The sequence below is a fragment of the Nocardioides sp. QY071 genome, from assembly GCF_029961765.1.
In the GTDB taxonomy this organism is placed as follows: domain Bacteria; phylum Actinomycetota; class Actinomycetes; order Propionibacteriales; family Nocardioidaceae; genus Nocardioides.
Map to the genome: position 1 here is coordinate 2461370 of NZ_CP124681.1, position 15915 is coordinate 2477284.

Annotated in this window: 20 protein-coding genes; 10 read left to right on the top strand and 10 right to left on the bottom strand. The window is 72.6% G+C overall.

All coding sequences use genetic code 11. The annotated features are described in order from the left end of the window. Positions 1–7 precede the first annotated feature (7 nt). The 4 genes from def to QI633_RS11805 are packed head-to-tail and all read left to right on the top strand — an operon-like array spanning position 8 to position 3860. Positions 8–553 (top strand): peptide deformylase, encoded by a 546-nt coding sequence (gene def, locus QI633_RS11790; protein WP_282429080.1) that lies wholly within the window; start codon positions 8–10, stop codon positions 551–553. Then, entirely contained in the window at positions 550–1476 is a 927-nt protein-coding gene (gene fmt, locus QI633_RS11795) for a methionyl-tRNA formyltransferase (RefSeq protein ID WP_282429081.1), read from the top strand. Before def ends, fmt begins: the two co-directional genes overlap by 4 nt. Then, on the top strand, positions 1469–2803 hold the full coding sequence (locus QI633_RS11800) for a transcription antitermination factor NusB (RefSeq protein ID WP_141799020.1): 1335 nt from the start codon (positions 1469–1471) through the stop codon (positions 2801–2803). Before fmt ends, QI633_RS11800 begins: the two co-directional genes overlap by 8 nt. A gap of 40 nt (positions 2804–2843) precedes the next feature. Continuing rightward, positions 2844–3860 (top strand): LLM class flavin-dependent oxidoreductase, encoded by a 1017-nt coding sequence (locus QI633_RS11805; RefSeq protein WP_141799019.1) that lies wholly within the window; start codon positions 2844–2846, stop codon positions 3858–3860. Here the strand turns inward: QI633_RS11805 and QI633_RS11810 are convergent. Then, positions 3826–4203: a MerR family transcriptional regulator gene (locus QI633_RS11810; RefSeq protein WP_141799018.1), complete on the bottom strand. Its 378-nt coding sequence runs from the start codon at positions 4201–4203 to the stop codon at positions 3826–3828. The genes QI633_RS11805 and QI633_RS11810 overlap by 35 nt on opposite strands. Before the next feature lie 70 nt (positions 4204–4273). On the opposite strand from QI633_RS11810, the gene QI633_RS11815 reads away from it, so the two are divergent. Then, positions 4274–5413, top strand: a complete 1140-nt coding sequence (locus QI633_RS11815) for an MFS transporter (RefSeq protein ID WP_282429082.1) — start codon at positions 4274–4276, stop codon at positions 5411–5413. Positions 5414–5416: 3 nt separating this feature from the next. On the opposite strand, the gene QI633_RS11820 is transcribed toward QI633_RS11815, so the two are convergent. From QI633_RS11820 to QI633_RS11830, 3 genes are read right to left on the bottom strand one after another with little or no spacing between them, the layout of a single operon-like run. Next, positions 5417–6235 (bottom strand): hypothetical protein, encoded by an 819-nt coding sequence (locus tag QI633_RS11820; RefSeq protein WP_282429083.1) that lies wholly within the window; start codon positions 6233–6235, stop codon positions 5417–5419. After that, positions 6232–6750: a SigE family RNA polymerase sigma factor gene (locus QI633_RS11825; protein WP_282429084.1), complete on the bottom strand. Its 519-nt coding sequence runs from the start codon at positions 6748–6750 to the stop codon at positions 6232–6234. Before QI633_RS11825 ends, QI633_RS11820 begins: the two co-directional genes overlap by 4 nt. A gap of 32 nt (positions 6751–6782) precedes the next feature. Next, positions 6783–7511, bottom strand: a complete 729-nt coding sequence (locus QI633_RS11830; protein ID WP_282429085.1) for an AAA family ATPase — start codon at positions 7509–7511, stop codon at positions 6783–6785. Between the two features lie 38 nt (positions 7512–7549). Between QI633_RS11830 and QI633_RS11835 the strand changes: the two genes are divergently transcribed. Further along, positions 7550–8095 (top strand): NUDIX hydrolase, encoded by a 546-nt coding sequence (locus QI633_RS11835; protein ID WP_282429086.1) that lies wholly within the window; start codon positions 7550–7552, stop codon positions 8093–8095. Between the two features lie 18 nt (positions 8096–8113). After that, the gene (gene ligD / locus QI633_RS11840; protein WP_282429087.1) at positions 8114–9064 is read left to right on the top strand and encodes a non-homologous end-joining DNA ligase; all 951 of its coding nucleotides are present in this window, start codon (positions 8114–8116) and stop codon (positions 9062–9064) included. Positions 9065–9072: 8 nt separating this feature from the next. On the opposite strand, the gene QI633_RS11845 is transcribed toward ligD, so the two are convergent. Further along, positions 9073–9288 (bottom strand): hypothetical protein, encoded by a 216-nt coding sequence (locus tag QI633_RS11845; protein WP_141799010.1) that lies wholly within the window; start codon positions 9286–9288, stop codon positions 9073–9075. An 87-nt stretch (positions 9289–9375) separates the two neighbouring features. After that, entirely contained in the window at positions 9376–9789 is a 414-nt protein-coding gene (locus tag QI633_RS11850; protein ID WP_282429088.1) for a nuclear transport factor 2 family protein, read from the bottom strand. A gap of 47 nt (positions 9790–9836) precedes the next feature. Between QI633_RS11850 and rpe the strand changes: the two genes are divergently transcribed. Then, entirely contained in the window at positions 9837–10505 is a 669-nt protein-coding gene (gene rpe, locus QI633_RS11855) for a ribulose-phosphate 3-epimerase (protein ID WP_282429089.1), read from the top strand. A gap of 1 nt (position 10506) precedes the next feature. On the opposite strand, the gene QI633_RS11860 is transcribed toward rpe, so the two are convergent. Continuing rightward, positions 10507–11097, bottom strand: coding sequence for a hypothetical protein (locus tag QI633_RS11860; RefSeq protein ID WP_282429090.1), 591 nt, complete (start codon positions 11095–11097; stop codon positions 10507–10509). A 34-nt stretch (positions 11098–11131) separates the two neighbouring features. On the opposite strand from QI633_RS11860, the gene QI633_RS11865 reads away from it, so the two are divergent. Next, complete coding sequence (locus QI633_RS11865) at positions 11132–11599, top strand: MOSC domain-containing protein (RefSeq protein WP_282429091.1); 468 nt, start codon at positions 11132–11134, stop codon at positions 11597–11599. On the opposite strand, the gene QI633_RS11870 is transcribed toward QI633_RS11865, so the two are convergent. The 3 genes from QI633_RS11870 to kstD all read right to left on the bottom strand — a co-directional run bounded on the left by QI633_RS11870 (position 11571) and on the right by kstD (position 14637). After that, positions 11571–12011 (bottom strand): OsmC family peroxiredoxin, encoded by a 441-nt coding sequence (locus QI633_RS11870; protein WP_141799005.1) that lies wholly within the window; start codon positions 12009–12011, stop codon positions 11571–11573. The two genes, QI633_RS11865 and QI633_RS11870, sit on opposite strands and share 29 nt — an antisense overlap. Positions 12012–12110: 99 nt before the next feature. Continuing rightward, entirely contained in the window at positions 12111–12989 is an 879-nt protein-coding gene (locus QI633_RS11875) for a MaoC/PaaZ C-terminal domain-containing protein (RefSeq protein WP_282429092.1), read from the bottom strand. Beyond that, the gene (gene kstD, locus QI633_RS11880) at positions 12979–14637 is read right to left on the bottom strand and encodes a 3-oxosteroid 1-dehydrogenase (RefSeq protein ID WP_282429093.1); all 1659 of its coding nucleotides are present in this window, start codon (positions 14635–14637) and stop codon (positions 12979–12981) included. Before kstD ends, QI633_RS11875 begins: the two co-directional genes overlap by 11 nt. A 98-nt stretch (positions 14638–14735) precedes the next feature. Between kstD and QI633_RS11885 the strand changes: the two genes are divergently transcribed. After that, the gene (locus QI633_RS11885; RefSeq protein ID WP_282429094.1) at positions 14736–15887 is read left to right on the top strand and encodes a calcium-binding protein; all 1152 of its coding nucleotides are present in this window, start codon (positions 14736–14738) and stop codon (positions 15885–15887) included. The last annotated feature ends 28 nt before the right edge of the window (positions 15888–15915 follow it).

The following is a 15915-nucleotide window of genomic DNA, read 5'->3' on the forward strand; positions in this document are numbered from 1 at the left end:
TGACGCGGTGGCGATCCGACCCATCCGACTCTTCGGCGACCCCGTCCTGCGCAAGCCCGCGATCGAGGTCGTCCACTTCGACGCCGAGCTGCGCCAGCTGGTCACCGACCTGACCGACACCATGCTGGACGCCCCCGGTGCCGGCCTGGCCGCGCCCCAGATCGGCGTGGGCCTGCGGGTCTTCACCTGGTACGTCGACGGCGAGGTCGGGCACCTCGTCAACCCGAGCCTGCGGCTCTCCGACGAGACCCAGGACGGCCCCGAGGGCTGCCTGTCGCTGCCCGAGCTGACCTACGACTGCCTGCGCGCTCTGTCCGTGGTCGCGAGCGGCTTCAACATGCACGGCGACCCCGTCACCATCGAGGGCTCCGACCTGCTCGCGCGGGCGATCCAGCACGAGACCGACCACCTCGACGGGATCCTCTTCATCGACCGGCTCGACGAGGCCGGCCGCAAGGCGGCGATGCGCGAGATCCGCGAGTCCGAGTGGTTCGGCCTCGACAAGCCGACGATCAAGGTCTCGCCGCACGCAACCGGAGGCTTCGGCCGATGAGGGTGGTCTTCGCCGGCACCCCCGAGGTCGCCGTCCCGGCCCTCGACGCGATCGCCGCCTCCGGTCACGAGCTGGTCGGCGTGGTCACCCGCCCCGATGCTCCCGCCGGTCGCGGCCGCAAGCTCACACCGAGCCCCGTGGCCCAGCGCGCCGAGGAGCTCGGCGTACCCGTCCTCAAGCCGGCGCACCCGCGTGACCCGGACTTCCAGGAGGCCCTCAAGGCGCTGGAGCCCGACTGCTGCCCGGTGGTGGCGTACGGCGCCCTCATCCCGCGCGCCGCGCTCGACATCCCGGTCCACGGCTGGGTCAACCTGCACTTCTCGGTGCTGCCCGCCTGGCGCGGCGCGGCGCCGGTGCAGCACTCGATCTGGGGCGGCGACGAGTACACCGGCGCCACCACCTTCCGGATCGTCGAGGCGCTCGACGCCGGTCCGACCTTCGGCGTGATGACCGAGCGGATCCGGCCCACCGACACCGCCGGCGACCTGCTCGGCCGGCTCGCCGAGGGCGGCGCGAGCCTGCTCGTCGCGACCCTCGACGGCATCGCCGACGGCTCTCTCGAGGCCCGCGAGCAGCCGGCCGACGGGATCAGCCTGGCGCCCAAGATCAGCGTCGACGACGCCCGGGTGGACTGGACGGAGCCCGCGGTCGGCGTCGACCGGCGGATCCGCGCCTGCACGCCCGGCCCCGGCGCCTGGACCACCCTCGACGACGAGCGGGTCAAGCTCGGCCGGGTCGAGATCGTCACCGACGGTCCCTCGCTCGCGCCGGGTGCGATCCAGGTGGGCAAGAACGAGGTCCTCGTCGGTACGGCGAGCGACCCGGTCCGGCTCACCGAGGTCAAGGCGTTCGGCAAGAGGCAGATGGGCGCGGCCGACTGGGCCCGCGGCGTACGACTCCCGGAGACCGCGGCCTTTGAGTAGGCGACGGGCGGTCGACCCGGCCCGGCTGGCGGCCTTCGAGGTGCTGAAGGCGGTCCGGGTCGACGACGGCTACACCAACCTGCTGCTACCGGCTGCCCTCGCCCGCCACGGGCTGAGCGGCCGCGACGCCGCGTTCGCGACCGAGCTCGCGTCGGGGACGATCCGCCGGCAGGGCACCTACGACGCGGTCCTGGCCGCCTGCATCGACCGGCCGCTGCGCAAGGTCGAGGCCAAGGTGCTCGACGCGCTGCGCCTCGGTGCCCACCAGCTGCTCGCGATGCGGGTCCCCACCCACGCCGCGATCGACACGACCGTCACCCTGGTCCGCGACCAGGTCAACCAGGGCGCCGCGGGCTTCAGCAACGCGGTGCTCCGCAAGGTCGCCGCCCGCGACCTCGAGGGCTGGCTGGCCGACGTCGCACCTGACGATCCGGCTGTCGCGCACAGCCACCCTGCCTGGGTGGTCGACGAGCTGCGCCGCGCGCTCGGCGAGCGTGCCGACGAGCTGCCCGCTCTGCTGGCCGCCGACAACGACCCGCCCCGGGTGACGCTGGTGGCGCGACCGGGGCTGGCGACGCGCGAGGAGCTGCCCGGTACGCCGACCCCGTACTCGCCGTACGGCGTCGTGCTCGACGGCGGCGACCCGGCGGGGATCGCCGCGGTGGCCGAGGGCCGCGCGGGCGTGCAGGACGAGGGCTCCCAGCTGGTCGCGCTCGCCCTGGCGGCGGCACCGGTCGAGGGCCGTGACGAGCGCTGGGTCGACCTGTGTGCCGGCCCCGGCGGCAAGGCATCCCTGCTGGCCGCGCTGGCCGCGGCGCAGGGCGCCGCGCTGACCGGTGTGGAGCTGCACCACCACCGCGCCCGGCTGGTCGCCCGGGCCGCGTCCTCCAGCGGCGGGCTCGCGGGCGTGGTCCAGGCCGACGCCACCCGCGCGCCCTTCGCCGACGCGGGCGCCGACCGGATCCTGCTCGACGCGCCCTGCACCGGTCTGGGCGCCCTACGCCGCCGGCCCGAGGCCCGCTGGCGGCGCCGACCCGCCGACGTGACCGAGCTGGCCGGACTGCAGCGGGCGCTGCTGGCCGAGGCGGTGCGGGTGCTGCGGCCCGGGGGAGCGCTGCTGTACGCGACCTGCTCGCCGGTGATCGCCGAGACGGCCGACGTCGTCACCGCCACCCTCGCGGACCACCCGGAGGCCCGGCTCGACGACGTGCGTGCGCACCTTCCGGTCGTACCGGACGCCGAGGGGCCGCTGCCCGGCACGGTGCAGCTCTGGCCGCACCGGCACGGCACCGACGCGATGTTCCTCGCGTTGCTGCGCAAGGCTTGAGTCGCGGAATGAACCGGGAAAGTTGACGGTTCAACCAGTCATGAAGAAGATCGGGTTCCTCTCGTTCGGCCACTGGACGCCGAGCCCGCACTCCCAGACCCGGACCGCCGCCGACACGCTGCTGCAGTCCATCGACCTCGCGGTCGCGGCGGAGGAGCTGGGGGCGGACGGCGCGTACTTCCGGGTGCACCACTTCGCCCGCCAGCTCGCCAGCCCGTTCCCGTTGCTCGCCGCGATCGGCGCGCGCACCAGCCGGATCGAGATCGGCACCGGTGTCATCGACATGCGCTACGAGAACCCGATGTACATGGTCGAGGACGCGAGTGCCGCCGACCTGATCTCGGGCGGGCGACTGCAGCTCGGCATCTCGCGCGGGTCACCGGAGCAGGTCGTCGACGGCTGGCGGTACTTCGGGTACGCGCCCGCCGAGGGCGAGACCGAGGCCGACATGGCGCGCCGGCACACCGAGGTGTTCCTGGAGGCGCTGAAGGGTGAGGGGTTCGCGCAGCCGAGTCCGCGCCCGATGTTCGCCAACCCGCCGGGCCTGCTGCGCATCGAGCCGCACTCCGAGGGCCTGCGCGAGCGGATCTGGTGGGGCGCCGCCTCCAACGGAACCGCCCGTTGGGCCGCCGAGCTCGGCATGAACCTGATGAGCTCCACACTCAAGGAGGACGAGAGCGGCCAGCCGTTCCACGTCCAGCAGGCCGACCAGATCCGCGTCTTCCGCGACGCCTGGGCCTCAGCCGGCCACGCCGGCACACCGCGGGTGTCGGTGAGCCGGTCGATCTTCCCGCTGGTGTCCGAGGAGGACCGGACGTACTTCGGCGGCCGCCCTGACGACGACCAGGTCGGCCAGATCGACAACATGCGCGCGATCTTCGGTCGCTCGTACGCAGCCGAGCCGGACCGTCTCGTCGAGCAGCTGCGCGAGGACGAGGCGATCGCCGAGGCCGACACACTCCTGTTGACCGTCCCCAACCAGCTCGGCGTCGACTACAACGCCCATGTGCTCGAGTCGATCCTCACGCACGTGGCGCCGGAGCTGGGCTGGCGCTGACCTGCGCCAGGAACTGGCGGATCGTGTCCCGGCTGCGGCTGAGGCAGGCGATCCGCTTCTCGAGGCCGACCAGCTCCTCGGCGAGGAGGGAGGCGACCTCGGCCGAGCAGGTCGGCTGCTCGAGGGCGCAGGCGGCCTCGGCCTCGAGCAGGACCTTGACGAGACGGGTGGGGACGCCGGCCTGGACCAGGCCGGCGACCCGCTCGATCCGCTCGACGTGGGCCTCGGAGTAGGTCCGGTAGCCGTTGGGGAGGCGGTCCGCGCTGAGCAGGCCCTGCTGCTCGTAGTAGCGGATCAGCCGGGTCGCGACCCCGGTTCGCTCGGCGAGCTCTCCGATCCTCATGTCTGCTGCCTCACATCCTCGTCGCCGGACCTTGACATTGACATCAGTGTGAAACTCTAGCGTCGAAGGCATGACGCTCACCAGCCCCAGCCCATCCACCCGCACGGACACCGGCACCGACCGCCTGCCATGGCCCGTCCTGCTCACCCTCGGCGGTGCCACCCTCGTCATGGTCACCGGCGAGATGCTGCCGACCGCGGTCCTCGGCCCGATGAGCCGGGGCCTCGCCGTCTCGGAGTCCGCCGCGGGGCTCCTGGTCAGCATCTGGGCCGCCGTCGTGGTCGTCGCCAGCATCCCGCTCGTCCGCCTCACCCGCGGCCTGCCCCGACAGCACGTGATCGCCGGCAGCCTGGTCGCATTCGCGCTGGCGGCCGCAGCGACGGCCCTGGCGCCGTCGTACGCCGTCGTGCTGGTGGCCCGCACGCTCGGCGCCGCCGCCGTCGGGCTGCTGTGGTCGACGGTCAACGCGCACGTCGCCGACCTGGTGCCCGACCGGCTGCTCGGGCGGGCGACGTCCGTGGTCCTGGGTGGGGCGACCCTCGGCATGGTGCTCGGTACGCCGATCGGCCGGGTCATCGCCGACCTGGCCGGCTGGCGCGCCTCCTTCGTGGTGCTGGCCGGCGCGAGCCTGGTCGCGGCCGCGCTGGTGCTCCGGGTGGTCCCGGCCGCCGCAGCCGCCGGGACCACCCCGGAACCGGGCGAGCGTGGCGGGGCGCTGCGCCCCATGCTCGTCGTGACGGTGCTCGTCGCGCTGGCGCTGGTGGGTCACTACGGCGCGTACACCTTCGTCACCCGCCTCGCCGGCCCGCCGGCCGTCGCGCTGCTGGTGTTCGGCCTCGCCTCCGCCGTCGGCGTGGTGCTGGCAGGGCGGGTCGAGCGCACCGCGCTCGGCCTGGTCGTGGCCACCGTGCTCACCGCGGTCGCGGTGGTCGCGGTCGGCGCCGCGGGCAGTCTGCCTCTCGTCGCGCTGTGGGGCGTGGCGTCCGGCGCGCTGCCCCCGTTCGCGCAGACGCTGGTGCTGCGGTTGGCCGGCCCGGGACACCGGGCGCTGGCGGGCGCGCTGATCCCCGTGCTGTTCAACGGCGGGATCGCGGTCGGTGCGGCGCTGGCCTCCGGCGTCGTCGCGGCGTACGGCGTGGGTGCGCTCGGGCTGCCGGCCGCGGCCCTGGTCCTGGTGGCCGCGGCCGGGCTCGCCCGGGCCACTCGGTGAGCCTCAGTCCACCCAGGCCAGGCCCTCGCCGAGCGCGGTGATCTCGGCGTCGGTGGCGCCCTGGCCGCCCTGGACGCTGATGAAGATCCCGTCGTGCGCCTCAGTCGTGTAGACGCCGGGGTCGTCGCCCTTGTCGGGCGAGGAGAGCCACGCGTCCCGCTCGGCGGCGTCGCGGATGACGAGGCTCGCCACGCCACCGTCGGTGGAGGTGCAGGCGGCCTTGTCGTCGTTGAGGAACCACTCACAGGTCCAGCCGGCGGGGGTGGTGACCGGCGCCTGGTCGACCTTGCCGAGCATCCCGAGGGCGTCCGCGTCGGCCAGGGAGACGGCGACGGTGATGCCGGGCCAGTCCTCCAGCAGGGTGCCGAACCCGTCGGACCACCACGTGTCGATCCGGGCGGTGGGCCCGGAGACGACGGCGACGAAGCCCTCGCCGCCACCGGGCAGGGTGCTGGAGCCCAGCTCGTAGAGGCCGGCCGCATCGGTGCGGATGGTCGCGGTGAGGCCGCCGCCCAGGTCGAGCACCTGCCCAGCCCGCAGCCCGGCGGCGGGGGCGGAGGTCGGAGCCGTTGCGACCGAGCGGTCACGGGCCGCCGTACCGTCGCCGGTCACGATGTTCGCCGCCACCGAGACCGCGGCGACCGCGGCCACCCCGGCGACCGTGCCGGACACCGCGAGGCGACGCCGCCGGCGCAGCCGCCGGCCGGAGGCGAGGGAGGTCGCGGCGAGGTGCTCGAGGTCGGGGCGCTCGTCGCGCAGCCGCTCGCGTAGGGCAGGGCCGACGAGCGGATCGAGCGGATCGAGGTGGTCGAGGTCGGTCATGGGTGGGTCCTCTCGGAGATCGGGTCGATCAGCGGGCGCAGCCGCAGCAGGGCGCGGCGGGCGCGGGTGCGCACCGCCGACTCGCTGATCCCGAGGTCGGCGGCGGTGTCGGCGACGCTGCGGTCCTCCCAGTAGCGGAGGACCACGACGGCGCGGTCGAGCGAGGCGAGGCCGGCCAGGGCGGCCAGCAGGTCGACCCGGAGCGCCGGATCGACCCCGGGCGCCGGTGGGCCGACATCGGCGTCGGTGAGGTCAGCGGGCCGCTCCCCGTTGCGGCGCAGCCGGCGGTGCGACAGGAAGGTGTTGAGCAGCATCGTGCGGGCGTAGGCGACCGGGCTCTCCGCGGTCCGCACCCGACCCCAGCGCACGAACACCTTGGCGTACGTCGCCTGGGTCAGGTCCTCGGCGAGGTGGTGGTCTCCGGTCAGCAGCATCGCCGCGTGGTGGAGCTGGGTGCCGGTCTCGCGCACGAAGGCGGAGAACTCCTCGGCCTGCCGGTCTGCCTTCACACCCACCTGACGCTCCGGACCCCGGGTCGCGTGACAGGTCAGTCCAGGACGTGGCGCAGGTAGCGCCGCGGGTCGTCGAGGTAGCGGCGCCAATGCTGGACCAGCTCCAGCTCCTCCCACGTCGTACGACGCACGCCCCACTCTCCGACCTCGAGGATGGTCGCGCCCGGCATCGCCGCCAGCACGGGGGAGTGCGTCGCGCACAGCACCTGCCCGCCCTCGCCCACCACCCGGTCGAGCACCGAGATCAGTCCGAGCGAGGAGGAGAACGACAGCGCGGCCTCGGGCTCGTCGAGGCAGTAGAACCCGGGGGAGTCGAAGCGGGTGCGCAGCACCTCGAGGAAGGACTCGCCGTGGCTCATCTCGTGGTAGCTCGAGTCCGGCTGCCTGGCCCACGGGTTCTGGTGCTGCTCGACGAAGGTGTACCAGCCGTGCATGGTCTCCGCGCGCAGGAAGAACCCCCACCGCGCGGCGCCCAGCCCGCGCTGGATCCGCAGCGCCCGGTGCAGCGGCGACTCCGACTCCCGTGTCGTGTGCCGGCCCTGGTTGGTGCCGCCCTCCGGCGAGAGCCCGAACGCCACGGCGACCGCCTCGACCAGCGTGGACTTCCCCGAGCCGTTCTCGCCGACCAGGAAGGTGACCCCCTTCGCCAGGTCGAGGCCCTCGCGCACGACCTGCGCCACGGCCGGGACGGTCATCGGCCACTCCTGCGGGTCGAGCCGGTCGTCGGCACTGACCCGGACCACGGGCGGCTGGTCGAAGTCCACGCGCCCAACGCTACGGCCATCTTGGCTAGGTTGACGGGATGCAGCCCTGGCAGCGTCGGACCACCCGGATCGCCTACGAGAACCCGTGGATCCGGGTCCGCGAGGACGAGGTGGTCCGCCCGGACGGCAGCGAGGGGATCTACGGGGTCGTCGAGCTGCGCCAGCCGGCCGTGTTCGTCGTACCGCTGACCGAGGACGACGAGGTCGTGCTCGTCGAGGTCGACCGCTACACGACGGGCGAGCGGGCCTCGCTCGAGCTGCCGGCCGGCGGTGCCGACGGGCAGGACCCGCTCGTCGCGGCCCAGCGCGAGCTGCGCGAGGAGACCGGCCTGGCGGCGGCGGAATGGCAGGAGATCGGACGGATGAACGCGCTCATCGGCGTCGCCCACGCGCCGGAGGTGGTCTATCTCGCCCGCGGCCTGACGTACGTCGGCGACGACGCCATGCTCGAGGACGGCATCCGCGCCGTGCACCGGGTGCCGCTGGCCGACCTGCTGGCCCGGGTCGGGCGCGGCGAGATCGTCGACGGCGAGAGCCTCGCCTGCCTGCTGCTCGCGCTGGTCGCGCTCGGCCGCGTCGGCTGACCGGTACCCTCAGCAGCCATGGCGTCCCCCGCGGTGGAGATCGAGGTCGAGAACCGAGTCGTGCGGGTGACCAACCCGGAGCGCGTCTACTTCCCGCAGATCGGCGCCACCAAGCTCGACCTCGTGGAGTACTACCTCGCCGTCGGCGACGGCATCGTCAACGCGCTGTGGGAGCGCCCGTGCATGCTGCACCGCTTCCCCAAAGGCCTCGACGGCGACAAGGTGCACCAGAAGCGGCTCCCCGCGGGTGCGCCCGCCTGGGTCGAGACCGTGCAGCTGTACTTCCCGCGCTGGAAGCGCACCGCCGACGAGCTGTGCGTGACCGAGCTGGCCTCCGTGATCTGGGCGGTGCAGATGTCGACCGTCGAGTTCCACCCGTGGAACAGCCGCCGCGGCGCGACAGAGATGCCCGACGAGTGGCGCATCGACCTCGATCCCGGCCCCGCGTCGTCGTACGACGACATCCGCAGGGTCGCCCACGTCGCCCACGAGGTGCTCGACGAGCTCGGCGCCGTCGGCTACCCCAAGACCAGCGGCAGCAAGGGCATCCACGTCTACGTGCGGATCGAGCCCGAGCACGACCACAAGGGTGTACGGCGGGCAGCGCTCGCCTTCGCCCGCGAGGTCGAGCGGCGCGCGCCCGAGCTGGTCACCACGACCTGGTGGAAGAAGGACCGCGACCCGGCGGCGGTGTTCGTCGACTACAACCAGAACGCCCGCGACCACACCATCGCCGCGGCGTACTCGGTGCGAGGCCTGCCCGACGCCCGGGTCTCCACCCCGATCCGTTGGGACGAGATCGACGACGCCGACCCGCGCGACTTCACGATCCGCACGGTGCCGGCGCGCTTCGCCGAGCTCGGCGACCTGCACCATGACATCGACGACCACGTCTTCGACATCACGCCGTTGCTGGAGTGGGCCGAGCGGGACGACCTGCCGGCCGAGGAGCAACCGCCCGCGGAGTAGCGCCTGTCTCAGGCGCTGAGCGGCTGAGCCGGGTCCTCCAGGGCGGCCCGCAGGTCGCGGGCGTGCGCGTGCAGGATCACCGCGGCGAACCCGTTGCCGCGGGCGTCCTCGTGGTCGGCCTCCCGGTCCCACTCGTCGGCCAGCCGACGGGCCTCGGCCCGCGGGTCGGCCAGCAGCTCGCGTGCAGCGGCCCGCTTCCGGGCCTCACTGTTCATCATCGGCATCGGGTGCCTCCCCCCAAAGAGGTGCTGGTCCTTCCATGATCGGCCGATCGCGGCCGGTGCGGAGGGAATCGCCCGAACTGGTGGGACTCAGAGGTCGTCCCACACCACCGCGCTGATCCGCCATCCGCCCGTCGTCCGCACCAGCTGCAGCGACTTGGCCCCGGACCCGTGCCGCGGCTCGCCGTCCTGGTGCCAGGACTTCGCGTAGCCGCACCACACCTGCGCGATGTCGCCGAACCGGTCCACCCGCGCGGTCTCGACCCACTCGCGGAACCCGGTCATCGTGTCGCCGCCGAGGAGCGTCACCCGGGGTGCGATGAACGACTCGACGTCGTACGAGGTGGGTGCGGCTCCGGCGGCGCTGACGAGCAGCGCCTCCGGCAGCAGCACGGTGCGCAGGTCGTCGGCGCGGACGGCCGCGTCGGGGCCACTGACGAAGGCGGCGAAGAAGCGGTCCACGACCGCGCGGATCTGCAGGTCGTCGCTCTCGTCGGCAGGCACGTCCACGATCATGCCCGAACGACCCACACCTCCTAGACTGGCCGCCCGTGGGCCACATCCAGATCACCCCGTCGATCCTCAACTCCGACTTCGCGCGGCTCGGTGAGGAGGTCGCCCGGATCCCCGGCGCCGACTGGGTGCACGTCGACGTCATGGACAACCACTTCGTCCCGAACCTGACCTTCGGCCCGGCCATGGTCGAGGCGCTGGCCCGGGTCAGCCCGATCCCGCTCGACGCGCACCTGATGATCGAGAACGCCGACCGCAACGCCCCGGCGTACGTCGAGGCGGGCTGCGGCTCGGTCACCTTCCACGTCGAGGCGGCCAAGGCCCCCGTGCGGCTGGCCCGAGAGATCCGCTCGGCCGGTGCCCGGGCGTCGATGGCACTCAAGCCCGCGACGCCGATCGAGCCGTACGAGGACCTGCTGCCCGAGCTCGACATGGTGCTGATCATGACGGTCGAGCCGGGCTTCGGTGGACAGAGGTTCCTGGACCTGTGCCTGCCCAAGATCCGCCGGGCCCGCGCGATGATGGACAAGCACGGCGTCGAGACCTGGCTCCAGGTCGACGGCGGTGTCTCGCTGGAGACCATCGAGCGCTGCGCCGAGGCGGGCGCGGACGTCTTCGTCGCCGGCTCGGCGGTCTACTCGGCCGAGGACCCCGACGCGATGGTCGCTGCACTGCGGGCGAAGGCCGACGCCGCGCGCCCGGCGTAGCTCACAGGTCCGGCGGCGCCCCGACCTCGACGGGTACGTCGGGCCGGTTCTCGCCCATCCAGGCCAGCACCTGCTGCAGGGGCCCCAGCCCCTCCCTGCCGACCACGGCGCTCAGCGCCGCCGCGGGCGTCGAGATCGCGAACGCCTGCGCGAGATCGGCAGTGAGCACGGACGAGCCCTGCAGCGCCACGTCGCTGTCGTCGCGGGCGACGAAGCGCAGCACCGGCAGGTGGATCGCCTCCTCGACGTACGGCGGGACGATCTGCCACCAGCGCACCTCGACGAGCGCCACGTCGCGCCACGTGAGCAGGGCTGCGACGTCGACGCCGCGTACGGTGACGCCGACGCCGTCGAGCTCGACGTGGGTGGCGTGCTGCAGTCGCGGTCGCCTTCCGACCAGCCGGTAGCCGCCCCAGCCGAGGATCACCAGGCCGGCGAGGGCGAGCATCAGAGCGTCCAGCCGGTCCTCGGACCCGAGACCCTGGCTGGCGATCGCGGCCAGGGGTGCGACCAACAAGATGGCGCCGACGGCGGCGGCGACCACGGCGCTGAGCGGGCGGCCACCGGCGGGTGCGGGCAACCGGACGTCCATGACCGGCACCCTAGACGCATCTAGCCTTGGCGGCATGGACCACCCGCCCGTCGTCTCCGCGATCCACCTCGCCAAGGCGACCCGGCTGCCGATGCAGCCGAAGGACGAGGTCGAGGTGGAGGCCGGCCGCGGCATCGTGGGGGACCGCTACCACGGGACCAGGCACCGCCACGTCACCGTGCAGAGCCGGGAGACCCTCGACGAGGCGGCCGCGGTCTACGGGCGGCCGGTGCCCAGCGAGCTGACCCGCCGCAATCTGACGATCAGCCACGGCGTCGTACCGCGCGATCCGGGGACCCGGATCCGCGTCGGCGAGGTGCTGCTCGAGGTGGTCCGGGTCGCCGCACCCTGCAAGCTGCTCGACGACACGATCGGCGCCGGAGCGCAGGAAGCGCTCCGGCGCCGGGCCGGGACCGTGTTCCGGGTGCTCGAGGGCGGCCGGATCCGGGTCGGTGACAGCGTCGACCTGGTGCTCAGCCCTCCAGCGCCGCGTCCAGCGTGATCGGTACGGCGCTCAGCGCCTTGCTCACCGGGCAGCCGACCTTGGCCGCACCCGCGGCGGCATCGAAGCCGGCCGCGTCCAGCCCCTCGACCTCGGCCCGCACCGTCAGCGCGATCCCGGCGATCTGGAAGCCGCCCGCCGGGTCCGGGCCGAGGGTGACGTCCGCGGACACGTCGAGGGCGATCGGCGTACCGCCGGCCTTGGCGATCTCGTTCGACAGCGACATCGCGTAGCAGGCGGAGTGGGCTGCGCCGATCAGCTCCTCCGGGCTGGTGGTGCCGTCGGCGTCGTCGGCCGCCCGCTTCGGGAACGAGACATCGAAGGTGCCGGCGCCCGAGGAGGTCAGCTCGACCTGTCCGGTGCCGTCCTGGAGACCGCCGTTCCAGGCGGTGCGTCCGGTACGAGTGGGCATGCGAATCCTCCGTAGAACAGGTTTCGATTGGGCAGAGACTGCACGGTTCTGGCCCTAATTGTTGCGGTTTGGGACCAAACCGCAACGCCCGCACCCACCTCAGGCCAGCGTGAGCACGCAGTCCGCGAGGACGGGGGAGCCGTCGCGCTCGCCGCCCTCGATGCTCGCCGAGCCGATGACCGAGGAGCCCTCGCGCCAGCCGGTGACCCGGATCGTCTCGCCGGGGAACACGACGCCGGCGAACCGGCCGGTGAACCCGCCGACCCGGGTGGCGTCGCCGCCGAGCAGGCCGTCGGTGAGCTCGCGCAGCACGATGCCGTAGGAGCACAGCCCGTGCAGGATCGGCGCCGGGAAGCCCGCGGCCTTGGCGAAGCCGGGGTCGGCGTGCAGGGGGTTGCGGTCGCCGCACAGCCGGTAGAGCAGGGCCTGCTGCGGGGTGACGGTGTACGACGAGACATGGTCGGCCTCGCGCTCGGGCACCGCCACGGGAGCCGCCGATCCGCGGTCGCCGCCCCAGCCGCCCTCGCCCTTGACGAAGATCGACGAGCGGACCCGCCACAGCTCCTCGCCCGCCGGAGACGTCGCCACGCCCTCCTGCCAGATCACCGCCGCCTTGCCCTTGTCCCAGATGTCGGTGAGCGTGGTGCGCACGGTCGCCGTACCGGAGGTCGGGAGGGGACCGGAGACGGAGATCGCCTGCGAGCCGTGGACCACCTGGGCGAGGTTGATGTCGCACCCGGGCAGGTCAAGCGGCGGCGGGTCGGTCTCGTGGAAGGTCGGGGCGACGACGCCGAACGACGGCAGCACCTGCAGCGCCGCGTCGTCGAGCGTGTAGCGCAGCGCGGCAGGGGAGAGGTTGTCGCCGGCACGCGCTCCGGCGCCGATGCCGAGGTGGTAGAGCAGCACGTCGGACTCGGTCCACGAGAACGTGCGGGAGCCGAGGTCGGCCCCGATCGCGATCGATGGGTCAATCGGCATGGGCGATGTCCTCCGCAGCGAGATATCCGAACACGATGGCGGGACCGATCGTGCCACCCGGGCCCGGGTAGGTGTTGCCCATGACGGCCGACGAGACGTTGCCGGCGGCGTACAGGCCGGGGATGACCGCGCCGTCCTCGCGCAACACCCGGGCGCGCTCGTCGGTGACCAGGCCGCCCTTGGTGCCGAGGTCACCGGGCACGATCTTGACCGCGTAGAACGGGCCCTTCTCGATCGGCGCGAGGGAGCAGTTCGGCTTCACGGTCGGGTCGGAGTAGTACTTGTCGTACGCCGACTCGCCGCGGTGGAAGTCCTCGTCGACGCCCGAACGGGCGAACCCGTTGAACCGGTCCACGGTGGCGTCGAGCGAGCCCGACGGCAGGCCGACCTTCGCGGCCAGCTCCTCGAGCGTGTCGGCCCGCACGACGACGCCCTCCTTGTACCAACGCCCCGGGAACGGCTGCCGGCCGGCGACGCCGGCGAACAGGTAGCGGTTGCGGTAGGTCTGGTCGAAGACCATGTACGACGGAACGTGGTCCACGCCGGTGGCCTGGCCCTTGTAGATCTCGTGGGTGGCCTCGACGTAGGGGAGCGCCTCGTTCATGTACCGCTCGCCGGCCGAGTTAACGATGATCGAGCCGGGCAGGTTGCGCTCGGCGAGGCAGAACCAGGCCCGGCCCGGGAGCGGGATGGTCGGACCCCACCAGGCGTCGTCGAGCAGGTCGGTGGCGGCACCGGCCGCCGTACCGGCGAGCAGTCCGGCGCCGGTGTTGGACGCGGCACCCGTCGACCAGGCCGACGAGGTCGGCTGGGGCAGGAACTTCTCGCGCAGCTCCTGGCTGTGCTCGAAGCCGCCCGAGCCGAGGATCACGCCGCGCCGGGCGCGGATCTCGCGGCGCTGGCCATCCTTCTCGACCACCACGCCCACCACGCGGCCGTCCTCGACGAGCAGGTCGAGCAGCGCGGTGTCGTACTCGACGGGCACGCCCGCGTCGACCAGGCCCTTGCGCAGGCCGATCGCGATCGCGTTGCCCATCGCGAACATCCGCTTGCCGGTGAGGACCGCGAGCAGCCGCTTGACCATCACCTTGACCATGGTGAGCGGACCACGGATCGTGCGCAGGCCCAGGCTCAGCTTGCGGAAGTCGGCCTGGGTGACGATCAGGTTGGCCGGCGCCTTGGTGTATGGCGGGTGCAGCCGGTCGAGCTCGTCGCCGAGGAAGCGCGCGTCCATCGGGACCGGCTCGACGCTGCGCCCGCGCGGACGGCCGCCGGGCTGCTCGGGAAGGTAGTCGGCGTACTCGGGCACCCACGTGAACCGCAGCGGCGTCCTCTCGCGCAGGAAGTCGAGCACCTCCGGGCCGCGGTCGAGGTAGGTGTCGCGGCGCACCTTCGGCACGACGTCGCCGACGATCGAGTCGAGATAGGTCTTCGCGGCGTCGAGGTCGCCCTCGTCGACCTGTCCGGCCGCCTGCAGCGCGTAGTTGCCGGGGATCCACACCCCGCCGCCCGAGCGCGCGGTGGAGCCGCCGAAGTGGCCGCTCTTCTCGACCAGGACGGTGTCGAGGCCTTGGTGGGCCGCGGCGAGCGCGGCCGACATGCCAGCACCGCCGGCGCCGACCACGACGACGTCGTAGGAGTCGTTCATGGCGAAAACTGTAACAGGTTCTAGTTCGAGTTTGCCCGCGCCGTTGGCGGGCAGTTCCCGAGTGCAACATCCGTCACACTCCGTCATTGGGGGATCACATGAAGAAGACCAATGCAGTCGGCTGCGCGCTCGCGGCCGCTCTCGCGCTGGGTACGGCCGCTCCGGCGCTCGCGCAGGACTATGTGGGCACGCCGAAGAAGGACAAGATCATCGGCACGCCCGGCGACGACCGGATCATGGGCCTGGCCGGCAAGGACAAGCTCTGGGGCGGCGACGGCAACGACCGGATCGAGGGTGCCGACGGCAACGACAAGATCTACGGCGGCAACGGCAACGACTACCCGTTGATCGGCGGCGAGGGCAAGGACAAGATCTTCGGTGAGGCCGGCGACGACGGCATCAGCGGTGGCAACGGCAACGACAAGATCAACACCGGCGACGGTGAGGACAGCGCCTCCGGCGGTGCGGGCAACGACAAGATGAGGTCGGGCAACGGCGACCCCACCCACGCCGAGACGCGGTGGGACGAGGCGACCCAGACGTCCGTTCCCGACGGCTATGCCGGCTCCAATCTCAGCGGCGACGACGGCAGGGACAAGCTGTGGGGCGGTGCGGGCAACGACAGGCTCGACGGCGGTGACGACCGGGACAAGCTCAAGGGTGGCGACGGGTCGGACGGCCTCCTCGGCGGTGCCGACAACGACCAGCTCAAGGCCGGCAACGGTCACGACTCCCTCGACGGCGGTCCCGGTGAGGACAAGCTCGTCGGTGGCCCGGGCGACGACTACCTGTCCGGCGGCGCGGGCAAGGACAAGCTGAAGGGTGGCGCCGGGAACGACACCTTCCAGGAGTACGACTACTACAGCTACACCAACGCCGAGGACCACCTCCCGGGCGAGGGCGACCTCTACAAGGGTGGCGCCGGCAACGACTCCTTCGGCACCAAGTGGAGCCTGCTCACCGGCCTGGTCAAGGCCATCGGCGGCGCCGGTGACGACACCTACTACATCGGCGACATCGACCAGGACTCGGTGCTCAAGCCGGGCGCCGGCAACGACAAGCTCTACATCAAGAACCCCGTGAAGGGCATGAAGATCAAGTGCGGCGCTGGCGCCGACACGGTCTACTTCAACATCGCGGTCAAGAAGGTCAAGACCAAGGGCTGCGAGACCGTGCTCTACGGCAAGGACGCCTTCCACTGGGACCCGGACGGCACGCAGGTCGTGAACTGGCGCTCGCTGTTCGAGTGAGCATCGCTCCCGCACGGAGGCGATGAGT

Coding starts and splice junctions, on each gene's coding strand:
- QI633_RS11865 (WP_282429091.1), top strand. CDS start 11,132: ATGGACCACCCGCCCGTCGTCTCCGCGATCCACCTCGCCAAGGCGACC.
- QI633_RS11860 (WP_282429090.1), bottom strand. CDS start 11,097: ATGGACGTCCGGTTGCCCGCACCCGCCGGTGGCCGCCCGCTCAGCGCC.
- QI633_RS11845 (WP_141799010.1), bottom strand. CDS start 9,288: ATGCCGATGATGAACAGTGAGGCCCGGAAGCGGGCCGCTGCACGCGAG.
- QI633_RS11820 (WP_282429083.1), bottom strand. CDS start 6,235: ATGACCGACCTCGACCACCTCGATCCGCTCGATCCGCTCGTCGGCCCT.
- ligD (WP_282429087.1), top strand. CDS start 8,114: ATGGCGTCCCCCGCGGTGGAGATCGAGGTCGAGAACCGAGTCGTGCGG.
- QI633_RS11875 (WP_282429092.1), bottom strand. CDS start 12,989: ATGCCGATTGACCCATCGATCGCGATCGGGGCCGACCTCGGCTCCCGC.
- QI633_RS11810 (WP_141799018.1), bottom strand. CDS start 4,203: ATGAGGATCGGAGAGCTCGCCGAGCGAACCGGGGTCGCGACCCGGCTG.
- QI633_RS11805 (WP_141799019.1), top strand. CDS start 2,844: ATGAAGAAGATCGGGTTCCTCTCGTTCGGCCACTGGACGCCGAGCCCG.
- fmt (WP_282429081.1), top strand. CDS start 550: ATGAGGGTGGTCTTCGCCGGCACCCCCGAGGTCGCCGTCCCGGCCCTC.
- QI633_RS11815 (WP_282429082.1), top strand. CDS start 4,274: ATGACGCTCACCAGCCCCAGCCCATCCACCCGCACGGACACCGGCACC.
- QI633_RS11885 (WP_282429094.1), top strand. CDS start 14,736: ATGAAGAAGACCAATGCAGTCGGCTGCGCGCTCGCGGCCGCTCTCGCG.
- kstD (WP_282429093.1), bottom strand. CDS start 14,637: ATGAACGACTCCTACGACGTCGTCGTGGTCGGCGCCGGCGGTGCTGGC.
- QI633_RS11870 (WP_141799005.1), bottom strand. CDS start 12,011: ATGCCCACTCGTACCGGACGCACCGCCTGGAACGGCGGTCTCCAGGAC.
- QI633_RS11835 (WP_282429086.1), top strand. CDS start 7,550: ATGCAGCCCTGGCAGCGTCGGACCACCCGGATCGCCTACGAGAACCCG.